Source organism: Peribacillus muralis (genome assembly GCF_001439925.1).
GTDB lineage: Bacteria > Bacillota > Bacilli > Bacillales > DSM-1321 > Peribacillus > Peribacillus muralis.
Window position 1 is genome coordinate 1 of the sequence record NZ_LMBV01000045.1, and the last position, 12,789, is coordinate 12,789.

Sequence of the window (12,789 nt, forward strand, 5' to 3'; positions counted from 1 at the left end):
ATCGAATCTTTGACCTCAGCTATTACAAGTCTTAAAAATTCTATTGAAAATCGAAAAATGTCGTCTGGTGACGAATAAAAAAAAGAGGAATGACCTTTTCAGGGTCATTCCTCTTTTTTTATTAAGGTGACAATCGGATTTGAACCGACGATCAAGGTTTTGCAGACCTACGCCTTACCACTTGGCTATGCCACCATTATTTATTTCTACTCTCTTATTAGTGAAAAGGAATTATGAAAAAACAAAAAAATTTTGTTTTTTCATAATTCCTTTTCACTTAATTAATTGAAAGCATATTAAGGAGGAACCAAAATGAACTATACAATGACTTTATATTCAATGCCTCATTGTGGGCCATGTAATGAATTCAAACAATGGTTAAGAGAACAAAATATCAGCTACCTAGACAAAGATATAACAAACGATCTTGAAGTAGATAAAGAGTTTAAAAATTTAGGCTTTATGTATACTCCTACAACGATAATTAAGGTAAACAGTGAAGAACATACAATCGTAGGAGCAAATATAAAAAAAATCTCTGAATTATTATCTTTATAATGGTGGATTTTTATGAAAGAACTTGAGATTCAGTTAGAAAAATATAATCAAATTAAAATAGATTTATTGAAAATAGGAAAATGTATTGAATGTTGTAGTGATAGCGAAAGGGAACTTTATCAGAACATTTCTCTTGAGTATAGCAAAGAACTAAGAGGCATGAAACAAAGTATAGAAGATGTTTACGGAATCCAATTGTGCGCTTGCTGTTCCCCTAAGTTAATGACTTAATTTCTTCTTTTTGCAGCAAAAAAAGCCCTATCCGGGCCTTTTTGCTTTTTAATTTTATTTATTAATCTTGGAAAGCCTATGTTGTTGTAACGACCTGACAATTGTACGTTAAAATAGTCTTTTTGTATTTATGGCCCAAAAAAAATCATAAATAGCATTAGAACTATGTTTAATGCTAACAATATCTTACCAACGAGATTTTTTATTGCTAAAATAGAAAATACAATAGAAATTAAAAATGAAAAAATTGCTATTTTTGGTTGTAAGTACCTAACGTCTAAAATACCTATCATAGGAAAATACAAAAATAATAGGCTAACAAATATAAATATCATTAAAAAAAGTAATGCTATAGTGATATAAATATAAGTCCTGAGTTTGTTCAGTTGCTGTTTCTCAACACTCTTATCAACCATTTTACCCTCCTAATATTAACCTTTTTAATCCTTAAAAATCTCTCTTCACCATACTATTCTCTATCTGAACTAAAAAGACCTCCTTCAACTATCCTCTCTTATTATTTCAAGCACATTTATTCACTATATTAACATAAATACCCAATTTAAAATACGTAAAATAATTACACTGTATACATATTTTGTAAAATATATTTTTTTGCAAAACTATAAACCTTAAAATTTATTCATTTGTGGAATGTTTGACCAGATCCTCGAGACTATCGAGACCCTCGCTCCTGTCGGATCGCTTGTTATTAGTATCCTTGCTTACAAGCAGAGTAAGAAGGAGAAGGGACAGGACGACGAGTAAAGTATAGAGAAAGGGAAACCCCACTTAATGGTGGGGTTTCCCTTTCTTCATTTTTGACGAGATGCTTCCCATTCAACACGTTTTTGTCTTTTGTTTTCAATTCGCTCTTGAATTGTATCCTTTGCTGTTTTTAAACCATCAGATTCCAATTGATCCGTTGTCATTATGTTCTCAACATTATCATTAATCATCATTCCATTTAAAACTTCCATGATAATTTGAGTGTTACGATCCGTATTATTTGTACCTAATCGAATCCTGGTTAATTCTTCTTTTAATGTCTCATGCAAATTCTTACTTACAACTTCCGCAACATAATTAAGTGACCATTGTTCTTTTTTTAGACGTTGATGATCCGCCACTAAAAATGAAACAGCATCACCATTAAAACTTAAATTTTGTTCCTCCTTAATTTCTTCGATATAGTCCAACACTTCTGGATTAACGGATAAACGTAATCTTGCTTTTTCCTCACTAGACAATTAAATCATCACCTTTTCTAATTATTTATTCTTCCATCAAATCACTTAATAAATTTTCTAGTTGCTCAACCCTATCTGTCATTTTTTTCATAACATTAATATTTTTTTGAACGAGCATTTCCAGTAATGCTTCTTTTTCATTCATTCCTTGTTCATAGGCAACTTTAGTAAGTATTGAATTTAAAAGTTCCTGTCTTGAAATTGATTTTTTCTTTGCTAATTCATCAAATGTTTTTACTACAAATGGGTCTACATTTCTTATCTTTAACTCCATTGTTTAAACTCTCCTTTGAACAAAAACTAAATTCGGATTCTCCACTAGCTAAAAAGAGAAAGAGCATAAGGAAAAACTGTCCCCAACTACGTTGTGGAGCTAGGCAAAGCCTAGTGTTTTAATGGGTACATCTTGAATCCGTGAATGTCCACTTTATGTCCCCTTATTTTAATGCAATGTCCGTTTTGTGTCCACTATAATTTTTATGAATGTCCGGTTAATGTCCACTATAATTTTTAAAAAAAGAGAAGGGAAAATCCAAATTCCCTTCTCTTTTTTTATTAATCGTTTCTATTATTTTTACGAAACTTAGCAATATTTCTGCTTAAAGATTCGCCTGTGTTTTGTCCGATTTGGTACGTTCGTTTGACCGTTTTTACAGATGGATTGTTACGTACTTTATCAGCAACAACTTGACCTAAATGGCGAGTTTCCCTATCTGTTCTTTTTTCTTGTAGTGGTGTTTCCTTATTAGGTTCTGCTTGCATTTCAGATGAAACCGAAGCTTATTAAAAAATCACAACCCACATTCTAGGAGCATTCGGTACAAGGTGATAGTAATTATAAAAGTAGAAAGGAAAGTAAATGGTTAGCATTGAATAATATAGTGTATTACCTAAATTATCATATAAACAACTTTTAAAATAAAAGTAATGGAGGGATTAAAGTGCTAGTAAGAGATATGGTACAAGCTATTGAAAATAGAGAGTTAAAGGTACAAGACCTTGCTAACAAATATAATGTTTCTGACAGAACAATCCAGATTAAGATAAAAGAACTTGGTTTAGTTTGGGTGGCAACCGAAAGCAAATACACCTTTATGGGAAAAGATAAAAGTATCTATGATCTTCCTATAGATGAGGTATTCAAGAAGATTCCACACAAAAAGAAAAGTGAAACCACTAGCAAAAAGGGCAGTAAAAATGAAAGTAAAAAGGCTAGTATGGAAGTAGCAAGCACGTTGCAAGATACTATCCAAGTAACCCCCGAAACAAATAGTGATAATGCTAGCAAGAAGGGCAGCGACAACATTGATAGATTGCTATCAGGGAAGAAAGCAAAAAAGGTGTATCGGGGCTTTTATTTCGATACTGATGTGATTTCAGTTATTGATTCCGTTGAGAGTGGAGTTAAGTCCGAATTAATCAATGAGTGTTTGCGAAGTATATTTAAGTCGAAGAACTTACTATAAAGTGATGTTTTAAGGCCCTAGCAAGCCATATAACAAGTGTTAGCTTTTTACTCAATGAAAAATCCATCAAACTATTAAACGGCCTGTATGGCCGAAATACTGGAACATTTTCGCTGAACTAACGAACCCGTTAGTTCATTAAGACTTATCGCAGAATTGACACAAACTGTGCTGATAGGAGTCCATGAAATAACGAATTATTCTTTTTTAGTTACAAAATTAATAAAGAGAACGGATAGTACTATCCATACGACAATCACTACGATCACGAAGTACCCTGTATTGATGAAATTTTTATAAATCCATGTATCATACATTAATATCACCTCGAGTTCCCCTTAAAGGGAAAAGTAACGAAAGATATAAATAGATGCTGTAATAAAGAGAAATATAAGTATGTAAAGTAAAATTATTTTAACTAAAATCAGGTTTAGCACCTCACATAATAGCAATAAACTGCTGATGAAAATTGAAATTCCCATTAAACATAAGACTCCTAATAAATTGCAGAAGTCTTATTATCCCTCTTTTAATTTGTTGCTATTCATTATTCAGACAATGAAAAAATTTAAGTCACAGTGAATACACTGCGCTTTTTGAACTAACCTGCCCCTAGCATATCCACAAAAATTGATTAATGGTATTTACCCCCATTCTGACCCCTCATTCTTCGAATCGTTTCCGTACCCCTAGCAAGGGTTTGTTGTTAGAATTAAAGTAGATTAAATCAATAGGAGGTGAAAAAAATAATGTACAAAATGATTATTACATTAATTGCTGCTGCAACAATGCTAACAGCTTGTAACAGTAATGGAGCAGAGAAAAACAATAACGAGGTTACAGAAAAAAATGAGCAAACCGAGGTTGAACAAGAAGTTCGACAAGAAAATGAACAGTCAAAAGAAAACGTTCAAAACCAATCTAAGGAAAGTGTAAATCATGAGGAATGGACTTCATTACCTGAATATAACAATATTATTGAGCAAATTGATAATAAAGATTATAACTTTCAAACTGTAACAGATAACGAAGGTAAACGCGTTCTTCTTCTGATTGATAGTAACGGTGTAGAACAATACAAAACCATATTTATCAAAAACACCAGTCGACTTAAAATAATTAACATAAATGGAGAAGGTCAAATTTTCAATGAAATCTTAGATAAAAGATAGAAAATCTTCAAGCTTCTACATTATACATAGCGTTGGATCTTAACCATTAACCGATACATAAAACATAATTTTCTAAATTGGTGTTTTAATCTTTTCCACTTTGCAAAAATAAATATGTTAGATCTAACCACAGACGCTGTCTGACAGGAAAGGATAACTTCTGTGGTTTTTATTTTAGTTTTTCCTTTATTCCTATACGCTCAATGAAGTCTACTAAAGCATTTCCTTTATCCATTTTGATCTAGCTCCACGATTTCATCAAAGATGTTACTTCAGTTAGTTGAGGTATAACCACATAGTAGTAAATAAAACCCCAGTGATAATGATAAACATACAAATTGTGAATATTCTCATCAGGAAAATAGGCAGTACATGCTCCTTTTTCTCTCCATGAAAACCACCCATCATTTATGCAAGAAAAACGGGAAATACGGAATATGATGTTCCGACAAAAGGCTTTATATCAACGATGTATCAAATCCTGCATATTGGATAATTCGATACTATTTCAAATCCATTGATATCACTGGATTTGTGAAACGATCAACTGCCCAGAAGCGTCATTATGTAAACTACATTCGCATGTGCCATACACCGGTATTCACAAAACAGAGTGAACCCCATACATCGAATAAAATGGAATCTCCTAGCACACAATATAAATCCATCCATTGATTTATCATGCTGTATGTCTCCGAAAAGCCGAAATGAAAATTAGGTTCGGCTTTTAAATGTGGAGATTTCTGTAAAGCTGACAGATTCTGCAGCCCACATGCGACTTTTTGGATACATTGCTTGCTACGATTCCACCGCCGAGGTGATGAGTAAAGAACCGTAGCATTGTATGTATAACCTATAACTATTCGCATATTCCCGACATTATGCGCTGTAGTATGTACCCGCCTTTAAAAAGGTGGTACAGGGGTTATTTTTCGTTTACCTCCCGTTTATTCCTAAGATAAGATTCCTTCGCACGTTCAAGTACACGTTCTTTATTTTCTTGATAATATCTTTTCCTAGATTCAATGATTTTACCTTTGTTTTTCTCATAATATCTCTTATCGGACTCTTTCTTAGCTTCCGTACCTTTTCTATTTTTCTCATAGTATCTTTTATCATATTCAGGCTTTTTTTCGCTGAATTTTTTATTATATTCCACAATACATGGTCTACATTTGCTAATCGTACCGCCTAAACCCGCATTAGACTTAGAGAAGTTTTCCAACTCGATCATTTCCCCACAACCACTACAACGCTTTGCGATAATTTCACCATTCGCCTCGATATATTGAGTACCCCTTCTGTTTTTCTTTAAGACTTGATTTTCTTTCACTTTGGCAATCTCTCCCTCACTGTTCTAGCCAATCCCAGAATGGTACGTCTTTGATTGGATTTAAAAATTCACGTGCTGCATCTTCACGTTTCTTTCTTAATGCTTTTTGACGGTTGTTTTCCATATGTAAGGCTTGGCGTTCCATTGACCTGAAAACTCTATCAACGTAACTGGATATGTATGTAATGGTTGAACCTTCTTTGATAGCATCTTGTACTCTATTAAAAACAGCCTTCATTATTTTATTATCGCTTATATTATTACTTTCTTGTTTTATAGTACTAGATTCTAAAAGAACAATAGATTCTTTTTCATTATTTGGCTGTTCATCCTTACTCTCACAAGGCTTTTCTGTGTTCTCACAATGCGTCAAAATTCTCTTTTTCAATACATCAATTGTGTTGAAGACAAACACATTATGACCCTTACCACCCTTACGTTTAACCGTGTTTTTCACGGTCAATATACCGAAATCCTTCGCCTTCCTCAGCATGCGTTCAAAGGTGGAACGACTGATACCGAATCCATTTAATTTTTCATTGATTGTTTTCAATAACGTTCCGATCTTAGCATTAGCAACACCAAAATACTTCGCAGAGTATCGTACTAGGCGTTTAAACGCCACCAGTTCGCCTTTAGTAAAGTCTTTCTTATGGTCTGCCAGGAATATTTCAATCGTGGTATTGAAGGATTTCAAACTATCAAATTGGCTATATTCTTTAAAGTTCTCAATTCTTCCAGATAACATGGTATTTCCTCCTTAGAGGACAATAAAAAAGACACTGATCCCTATAAAATTAAGGGAAACAGCGTCTTTTAAATGTGGTCTAATGAAAGAAACAACATTTTTTCCTTGAAACTAACAGCAAAATACACTAAAATGAATGTACAATATTGTAAGTTACAAAGAACTTCGACAGGTGTTTTCCCTAGTGTAGGTAGGGGGAACGGTTTAAGGGTATGGGGATACCACTTAGGCACGTTGGAGTTCTTTTTTACGTCCGTATTATATTATGGTTAATTATCCAACAATTGCTACCAAAAAACAAGTAAATTCGATAGTTTATAAGTCTTTTACGTTATACCTAGAGAAGACAAAAGCAGTCTCCTTGTAGAGACCTACGTTAAACCAATAATATAAACCTCTTACTAGCCAAAGATAATTGCCTTCACGAGCTCCTCACAAACACTGATTTAATCACTTTTAGGCTTATTTAAGGACTTTTCTGAATTTATTTCTACCTGGTCAATTTTTTCTTCCAATTGATTAAATCGTTCATATAACTGCTGAAACTTCGTTTATTGTTGCCATAATTTCTGCCACCAACTTTTCTTAACAAGATGCTCTTCGATTCTCTGACTGCTTGCAGCTGCTTCTTTACTTGAAGATTTGATTTCTTCTAACTGCCTTTCAACTTCTTCAAATTTCTTTGCTTGAACTTCTTGCATTCGTTCCATAAGTAGCTGTTCATCTTTTTTCTTCTGCAACTCAAACTTCTTAGCTTGTTCTTCCAGAGCAATAGTAATTAAGGACATAACGTCATGACTTGATTTTTCTTCAGTTACAACGTTATGACCTTTCATTTCTCCGATTTTCTTAGCAACAGATTCAACCGTCATACCGTCATACTTGATTAGTTGCATGAAGGTTTCTAAAGTCTGAATATCTTCTTCGGTAAAAACTCGATGATTGGAAGAATTCTTCTGAATTGAATAGCCTTCTTTTTCAAGAGCTAAATAGTATTTTTTAAAGACTGATTCCTTCAATCCTAGCTTTTTCATAACGTCACCAGATTTATAAACAACCGTCATAACGTTTCACCTCGTTTATGTATTTCGTTATGACATTATAACATTCCTTCTAAAACGTTGAAATTTTAGCAACTTCTACAGCCTAAAACGTTGAAATTTTAGCAACTTCTACAGCATGCTTTATATAACGTCATGACGAATTCTAAGTGCTTATCCTTGTCTAAGTTTCTTAAATTGAGCTTGAACTTCATCCTTTTTCACAGCGATCTCTTCTGGAGACATTTCAGGTTCAGCAGAAATAATCCTTTCTCGATAGCGATTTAGATAATTAGACTACTCTAAAGGATTCTCATTCCATTTCTATACTAACTGAATACCTTTTCATGAATGAAAGACACTAAATGTTTTTAATATATTGTTCATTTCCTCTTCCGTAATGCCGATATAGCGCAGGGTAACGGATGGATGAGAATGATGCAGAATCCGTTGCAGCATCGCAATATCCTTGGTCGCTTTGTAAAACCAATAACCAAACGTTTTTCTTAAAGTATGGTTGCCGACATGTTCCACCCCAGCGAACTCTGCGGCCTTATTTAGCTGTCGGTAGGCCTGGGTAGAGGTAATGGGGCGTTCTCCCTTCCTGGACGGGAATAAATAGGGATTCGAGACGCTTTGGGCGTACTCAAAGACCTCTTCGAAGCAATTCGCGATATACATGTCGCGGATCTTTTGCGTTTTGCCTTCTTTGACCCGGAGAATTTTGTTTTGTTTGCCTTTAAGGTCAAGGATCTGCTTCGTGGTGAGCTTGAGTAGGTCCCCGACGCGTAGGCCGGTCTCACAGCCTACGACAAACAGGATGTAATCACGCTCCGAACAATGGCGCTTCAGCGCCCATTTCATATCTTCTAACTGCTGCTGATCCCGGATTGGCTGCACATCTTTTGGTTGTGTCATCTTCATCGACCTTTCTTCTCTATTCAAAAACCAGGCGTCCAAAACCCTTATGTACCAATGATTTGAATGTGCGATTTTTTCTTCTTTATCATTATAAAGAGAAAAAACGAAAGAAGCCAATGAAATCAAGGTTTTGAATGTATGATAATTTCTATAATCATACTTTCATTTAAAGTGAAAAAATATCCTTACCGTCAAAAACATATCTGTTTTTGACATTGTTTTGATAATGTACTTTAAGGAGTATACCAATTAAATGTCACTTTGTTGGAGAATCTGCAACTATTGATATCCCATCACAATTAAAAAACGAAGGGAAACCCCTTCGTCTTTACTATTAGCATTTACTAGCATTATTAGCGAAATATGAAGCAATTAAGTCTTTTAGGACTTTATCTCCAGATGTTGCTTTACTACAAGAAATTAGGTTCTTATCGCAACAAGGATCACTAGTGCCAAAGTTAGACCAGCAGCGATCGTGTGCACGACAGCATACATCTAGATTTTCTGTTGGTTCACCGCCGCCCGTTTTCTTTCCATCGCCACAATTTTTACCACAGTGTCTATATCCAGGAAAGCAACCTTCTCCATTAAATACATGTTGTGCGGTAATCGAAGAGAATGGTTCATAATTTGGATCTTCATTTAACTTCAACCCTTCCGCAGCTTCGTTATCCTCCACAGGTTGCAAATAAGAAGTCAAAGGATGAACTTTACCGTTAATTGCTGTAAATTCGTGAACGATTTTTTCTCCTATGCAGTTTTCAACAATAGCAGACCCATAAATATATGGATGGGGTGTTTCTCCAGCTTTTTCAACAACGTTGAATACTTCAATTTTCGCCTTTTCAGCAAAGTTATGAGTGACTTTTTGAACAGCTTTAACATCACCGGCTTCGATTGCTGCATCCATCATATAGGCTTCAGTAACTTCAGAGTTAATTTGGTTCAAATTAACATAAAGTCCTAATGTACTTATCATTTGTTGAAAGTCTTTAGTTTCACTAATTTTTAATGCTGTTACAATTTCATTTTCTTTCATTTGGCGTCCATTCACTACATTATTCATTCTTGTACCCCCGTTTACTATTTAAATTTCACAGTTTACACAACGATCTGAAATTACTTTACCTGTAGCTGAATCCAATATTTGTTGTCTAGTACACTTAGTAGAAATTAAACAACAAAGCATATCTCCTCCACAAATCGTATAATGAGCCTTGGGCTGAATTAAATCTCTTTTCTCTTCCATAAAATCACCCCGTTTCTAAAGAATTTTTTAAAAATTAATGTTCAAATGGAAAAGTTATTGCTCCTTAATTTGGTTCTTATCGTAATTAAAAACCACAAAATCAGTGTTTTTTTTCTTCTTTTCCATAAGAACATATATAACAAATGAGTCTGAATTATTTGTCTCTTATATAAGTGAAAGTTTTTCTATTAAAAACCTAAAACAAAATAAGTTCTCAAGTTTTTAAGGTTTAGAGAATATTTTTAAAAGACATCAATATTTTATTTGTTACGCTTCTTCTATGTATTTCCATCTATAAAAAAACGTTTTATTAATTTATTCCGTTATTAACCAAGTTTTCTAGATAGGTGGCCTGACACGATTCGGTAAGTGAAACTCACTCGTAGTGTGAAGACACCGTAACTGGAAATAGCAAAGCCCATGCAGTTCTTTCGAATCTGCAAAGCTTCGCCCCACTTTTCTCTTATGTTTCTACCAGACCGTTAAGGGGATATGACTTTGGGCAGACTTGGATCTAAGAAAAAACGGAGCACACTGATGTATTTGGAGTCGTATGATAACTTAATACCAGCTCATTTTGATATATATTGGGCTTAATTATATGTAAAATGCCATCACTGATAGAGACCTTTAGTCGCCTGTTTAAAGATTGACCTAAGATTGATATAATTTGAGCAACAAGAGGTTCATATGAATATACGACAAAGCTTCTCTTACCTAACTATCATGAAATCAACCCCAATAAATATCCAAATAAATTGGAATTAATATTATCAAATTCCGAACGATTTTTAATTTTAATAATCATTTTTTCTTTCAAATCCTGTTTTAAATCTGCTCTTTCTTGAAAGCTCGTTTGTTTTAATTCACGGTCTATGGCAGTATCTAACTTATTTAATATGATCTCAATTTCTTTTGTTGATAGTTCATTCATTTACAGCACCATCCTTTGCTAATTCTGTTAACGATTTATAAAGCTCTTGAATTGATTTTTTATGCCAATATTGTATATTCTGAGGGCTCTTATTCAATCTTTGACCAATCTCTTTATTAGTCAATCCTTCAACGTAATACATTTTTAAAATGTCTTTTTGTTTTTGCTTTAAATTTATAAATACCCTTCTCAATTCCTCGTTTTCTAAAAAAAATTGTTCCTCATTTACTAATGTTTCTTCTAAGGGTGTCTTAGCATTAGATGGAATTAAATCTGTCAATGTATTTTTATTAAAATCATCTCCACTTCCTACTTGTTTATCTAGTATCAGTAGGTAGTTCATATTTCTTCGCCTTACACGTTTATCATAGTCAACAGCGAAACGCCTAATCATTCCATAAAGGTAATTAAGGATTTTCTTCTGTCTAAAAAACTCCCGGAATCTCAAATCCAGAACTTGGGCCTTCTCTGTCGTAGGCGTATTCAGCAAAGAAAAAAAGTCAGCCTTATTATTTCCATCATTAAGAAATTCCTGGAATAACTTATCTTCTTCAAATTTCGTTACATTTTCTTTTAAAGTTTCAATTTTAATACATCGACAACAATCAACGTCTACCCCCATTAATCTTACCCTCCATATTTATACTTTATTTTACATATAAGTGAATTAAATTCTTTTAAAAACAAAATTTTCTAATTTTATTTACGAACTTACGTTCCTTAAGTTCCGGATAAATTAGAAAATATTACAATTTATTAAGTTTTCTTCCTTGCGATTTTCACTCTTAATCCCAAAGGGGGTGTTAAAAATAAGTCAGGTTATTTTTCCTAAATTCGCTAAAAAATCTTTAATGAAATTTAATTATGGAATATCAATGGTCAATGCGGAATCTTTCTGGAAGGCTGGCTATAACGGTCAAGGAGTAAACATTGCTGTAATTGATTCAGGTTGTTCTTTCCATGATGAGTTATATCCCAATATTATTGATTCTTTTAACTTTACTACCGATGATGATGGCGCTTTCAATATATCAAAAGACTATATCGGTCACGGAACCCATGTATCCGGTATCATTGCAGCAACAAATAAAATCCATAAGATAGGAATTGCTCCAGAAGCTAAACTCTTGAACATTAAAGTAATAAATCAGTATGGAAATAGCAACGTTACACAGTTAATTCGAGGATTAAAATTGGCGTTGAATTGGGAAGGTAAACATGGAGAAACAATCAATATTATAAATCTGTCATTAGGAGGAACTACAGATAATTCAGAGTTAAGATCACTAATTGATGAAGCCGTTTCAAAAAATATTACTATAGTGGCAGCAGCTGGGAATGAAGGTGATGGAGTAGATACAACTGATGAATTGTCATACCCAGGATATTATCAGGAAGTTTTGCAAATCGGATCAATTAACGAAAAGCGTGTACCTACAGCTTATACAAATTCCAATCTTAATATCGACTATGTAAGTGCTGGTGATAATATTTTTTCAACTTTCCTAGAAAATGATTATGCGACATTGTCAGGAACTTCGATGGCCACACCTCAAGTTTCCGGGTCAATTGCTTTATTGTTAAGTTATTTTAAAGCAAACGCTATCCATTATAACCGAACTACCATCGAAAATTATTTAGCTGAAAACGCCATTCTATTAACCGGATATTCCTACAAGTTACAGGGGAAAGGGCTGATTCGTTTAAAAGGGGTTGATCAACGTGGACCAAGATCTTAATCAATTTGCAACTTTAATAGGAAATTTCGGTTTTCCATTGGTTTTAGCAGCTTATCTATTATTACGGATGGAGAAAAAAATCGAATCTTTGACCTCAGCTATTACAAGTCTTAAAAATTCTATTGAAAATCGAAAAATGTCGTCTGGT

At 33.7% G+C, this 12,789-nt stretch carries 19 protein-coding genes and 1 tRNA gene; 6 read left to right on the top strand and 14 right to left on the bottom strand.

Features of this window, described 5'->3' with window-relative positions; all coding sequences use genetic code 11:
* Positions 1-124: 124 nt before the first annotated feature.
* A tRNA-Cys gene (locus tag ASU00_RS23470) sits at positions 125-195 on the bottom strand.
* Positions 196-312: 117 nt separating this feature from the next.
* On the opposite strand from ASU00_RS23470, the gene ASU00_RS23475 reads away from it, so the two are divergent.
* Both ASU00_RS23475 and ASU00_RS23480 read left to right on the top strand, forming a co-directional pair.
* Positions 313-558: a glutaredoxin family protein gene (locus tag ASU00_RS23475; protein WP_057915858.1), complete on the top strand. Its 246-nt coding sequence runs from the start codon at positions 313-315 to the stop codon at positions 556-558.
* A gap of 12 nt (positions 559-570) precedes the next feature.
* Positions 571-789 carry a hypothetical protein gene (locus ASU00_RS23480; protein WP_057915859.1) on the top strand — a complete coding sequence of 73 codons (219 nt, stop codon included), beginning with the start codon at positions 571-573 and terminating at the stop codon, positions 787-789.
* A 128-nt stretch (positions 790-917) separates the two neighbouring features.
* Here the strand turns inward: ASU00_RS23480 and ASU00_RS23485 are convergent, their stop codons facing one another.
* The 4 genes from ASU00_RS23485 to ASU00_RS25210 form a co-directional block, all read right to left on the bottom strand.
* On the bottom strand, positions 918-1,205 hold the full coding sequence (locus ASU00_RS23485) for a hypothetical protein (protein WP_057915860.1): 288 nt from the start codon (positions 1,203-1,205) through the stop codon (positions 918-920).
* 399 nt (positions 1,206-1,604) lie between these two features.
* Positions 1,605-2,039, bottom strand: a complete 435-nt coding sequence (locus ASU00_RS23490) for a hypothetical protein (protein WP_057915861.1) — start codon at positions 2,037-2,039, stop codon at positions 1,605-1,607.
* Positions 2,040-2,064: 25 nt separating this feature from the next.
* The gene (locus tag ASU00_RS23495; protein ID WP_057915862.1) at positions 2,065-2,313 is read right to left on the bottom strand and encodes a hypothetical protein; all 249 of its coding nucleotides are present in this window, start codon (positions 2,311-2,313) and stop codon (positions 2,065-2,067) included.
* A 281-nt stretch (positions 2,314-2,594) separates the two neighbouring features.
* Positions 2,595-2,801, bottom strand: a complete 207-nt coding sequence (locus ASU00_RS25210) for a hypothetical protein (RefSeq protein WP_152983836.1) — start codon at positions 2,799-2,801, stop codon at positions 2,595-2,597.
* A gap of 179 nt (positions 2,802-2,980) precedes the next feature.
* On the opposite strand from ASU00_RS25210, the gene ASU00_RS23500 reads away from it, so the two are divergent.
* Positions 2,981-3,505 (top strand): hypothetical protein, encoded by a 525-nt coding sequence (locus ASU00_RS23500; RefSeq protein ID WP_057915863.1) that lies wholly within the window; start codon positions 2,981-2,983, stop codon positions 3,503-3,505.
* 197 nt (positions 3,506-3,702) lie between these two features.
* Here the strand turns inward: ASU00_RS23500 and ASU00_RS26755 are convergent, their stop codons facing one another.
* Complete coding sequence (locus tag ASU00_RS26755; protein ID WP_269085359.1) at positions 3,703-3,831, bottom strand: hypothetical protein; 129 nt, start codon at positions 3,829-3,831, stop codon at positions 3,703-3,705.
* Positions 3,832-4,254: 423 nt separating this feature from the next.
* Here ASU00_RS26755 and ASU00_RS23505 point away from each other — a divergent pair, with 423 nt between their 5' ends.
* Positions 4,255-4,677: a hypothetical protein gene (locus ASU00_RS23505; RefSeq protein WP_057915864.1), complete on the top strand. Its 423-nt coding sequence runs from the start codon at positions 4,255-4,257 to the stop codon at positions 4,675-4,677.
* A 925-nt stretch (positions 4,678-5,602) separates the two neighbouring features.
* On the opposite strand, the gene ASU00_RS23510 is transcribed toward ASU00_RS23505, so the two are convergent.
* The 8 genes from ASU00_RS23510 to ASU00_RS23540 form a co-directional block, all read right to left on the bottom strand.
* The gene (locus tag ASU00_RS23510; RefSeq protein ID WP_057915865.1) at positions 5,603-6,010 is read right to left on the bottom strand and encodes a hypothetical protein; all 408 of its coding nucleotides are present in this window, start codon (positions 6,008-6,010) and stop codon (positions 5,603-5,605) included.
* Positions 6,011-6,026: 16 nt separating this feature from the next.
* Positions 6,027-6,758 carry a hypothetical protein gene (locus tag ASU00_RS23515; protein ID WP_057915866.1) on the bottom strand — a complete coding sequence of 244 codons (732 nt, stop codon included), beginning with the start codon at positions 6,756-6,758 and terminating at the stop codon, positions 6,027-6,029.
* A gap of 551 nt (positions 6,759-7,309) precedes the next feature.
* The gene (locus ASU00_RS23520; RefSeq protein WP_057915867.1) at positions 7,310-7,822 is read right to left on the bottom strand and encodes a MerR family transcriptional regulator; all 513 of its coding nucleotides are present in this window, start codon (positions 7,820-7,822) and stop codon (positions 7,310-7,312) included.
* 321 nt (positions 7,823-8,143) lie between these two features.
* Positions 8,144-8,716: a tyrosine-type recombinase/integrase gene (locus ASU00_RS23525; RefSeq protein ID WP_057915871.1), complete on the bottom strand. Its 573-nt coding sequence runs from the start codon at positions 8,714-8,716 to the stop codon at positions 8,144-8,146.
* A 337-nt stretch (positions 8,717-9,053) separates the two neighbouring features.
* Entirely contained in the window at positions 9,054-9,785 is a 732-nt protein-coding gene (locus ASU00_RS23530; RefSeq protein WP_057915868.1) for a hypothetical protein, read from the bottom strand.
* A 21-nt stretch (positions 9,786-9,806) separates the two neighbouring features.
* Entirely contained in the window at positions 9,807-9,968 is a 162-nt protein-coding gene (locus ASU00_RS26505; RefSeq protein WP_161809784.1) for a hypothetical protein, read from the bottom strand.
* A gap of 724 nt (positions 9,969-10,692) precedes the next feature.
* Positions 10,693-10,902 carry a hypothetical protein gene (locus ASU00_RS23535; protein ID WP_057915869.1) on the bottom strand — a complete coding sequence of 70 codons (210 nt, stop codon included), beginning with the start codon at positions 10,900-10,902 and terminating at the stop codon, positions 10,693-10,695.
* Positions 10,895-11,524 carry an RNA polymerase sigma factor gene (locus ASU00_RS23540; RefSeq protein WP_057915870.1) on the bottom strand — a complete coding sequence of 210 codons (630 nt, stop codon included), beginning with the start codon at positions 11,522-11,524 and terminating at the stop codon, positions 10,895-10,897. Before ASU00_RS23540 ends, ASU00_RS23535 begins: the two co-directional genes overlap by 8 nt.
* 178 nt (positions 11,525-11,702) lie before the next feature.
* On the opposite strand from ASU00_RS23540, the gene ASU00_RS23545 reads away from it, so the two are divergent.
* Positions 11,703-12,641: a S8 family peptidase gene (locus ASU00_RS23545; protein ID WP_236712827.1), complete on the top strand. Its 939-nt coding sequence runs from the start codon at positions 11,703-11,705 to the stop codon at positions 12,639-12,641.
* On the top strand, positions 12,625-12,789 hold a 165-nt coding region (locus ASU00_RS24865), incomplete at its 3' end, for a YvrJ family protein (protein ID WP_082630600.1). The genes ASU00_RS23545 and ASU00_RS24865, both read left to right, overlap by 17 nt.

Excerpts from the sequence above, each read along its gene's own strand:
- ASU00_RS23475 (WP_057915858.1), top strand. The coding sequence starts at position 313 with ATGAACTATACAATGACTTTATATTCAATGCCTCATTGTGGGCCATGT.
- ASU00_RS23480 (WP_057915859.1), top strand. The coding sequence starts at position 571 with ATGAAAGAACTTGAGATTCAGTTAGAAAAATATAATCAAATTAAAATA.
- ASU00_RS23485 (WP_057915860.1), bottom strand. The coding sequence starts at position 1,205 with ATGGTTGATAAGAGTGTTGAGAAACAGCAACTGAACAAACTCAGGACT.
- ASU00_RS23495 (WP_057915862.1), bottom strand. The coding sequence starts at position 2,313 with ATGGAGTTAAAGATAAGAAATGTAGACCCATTTGTAGTAAAAACATTT.
- ASU00_RS25210 (WP_152983836.1), bottom strand. The coding sequence starts at position 2,801 with ATGCAAGCAGAACCTAATAAGGAAACACCACTACAAGAAAAAAGAACA.
- ASU00_RS23505 (WP_057915864.1), top strand. The coding sequence starts at position 4,255 with ATGTACAAAATGATTATTACATTAATTGCTGCTGCAACAATGCTAACA.
- ASU00_RS23515 (WP_057915866.1), bottom strand. The coding sequence starts at position 6,758 with ATGTTATCTGGAAGAATTGAGAACTTTAAAGAATATAGCCAATTTGAT.
- ASU00_RS23520 (WP_057915867.1), bottom strand. The coding sequence starts at position 7,822 with ATGACGGTTGTTTATAAATCTGGTGACGTTATGAAAAAGCTAGGATTG.
- ASU00_RS23525 (WP_057915871.1), bottom strand. The coding sequence starts at position 8,716 with ATGACACAACCAAAAGATGTGCAGCCAATCCGGGATCAGCAGCAGTTA.
- ASU00_RS23530 (WP_057915868.1), bottom strand. The coding sequence starts at position 9,785 with ATGAATAATGTAGTGAATGGACGCCAAATGAAAGAAAATGAAATTGTA.
- ASU00_RS26505 (WP_161809784.1), bottom strand. The coding sequence starts at position 9,968 with ATGGAAGAGAAAAGAGATTTAATTCAGCCCAAGGCTCATTATACGATT.
- ASU00_RS23535 (WP_057915869.1), bottom strand. The coding sequence starts at position 10,902 with ATGAATGAACTATCAACAAAAGAAATTGAGATCATATTAAATAAGTTA.
- ASU00_RS23540 (WP_057915870.1), bottom strand. The coding sequence starts at position 11,524 with ATGGGGGTAGACGTTGATTGTTGTCGATGTATTAAAATTGAAACTTTA.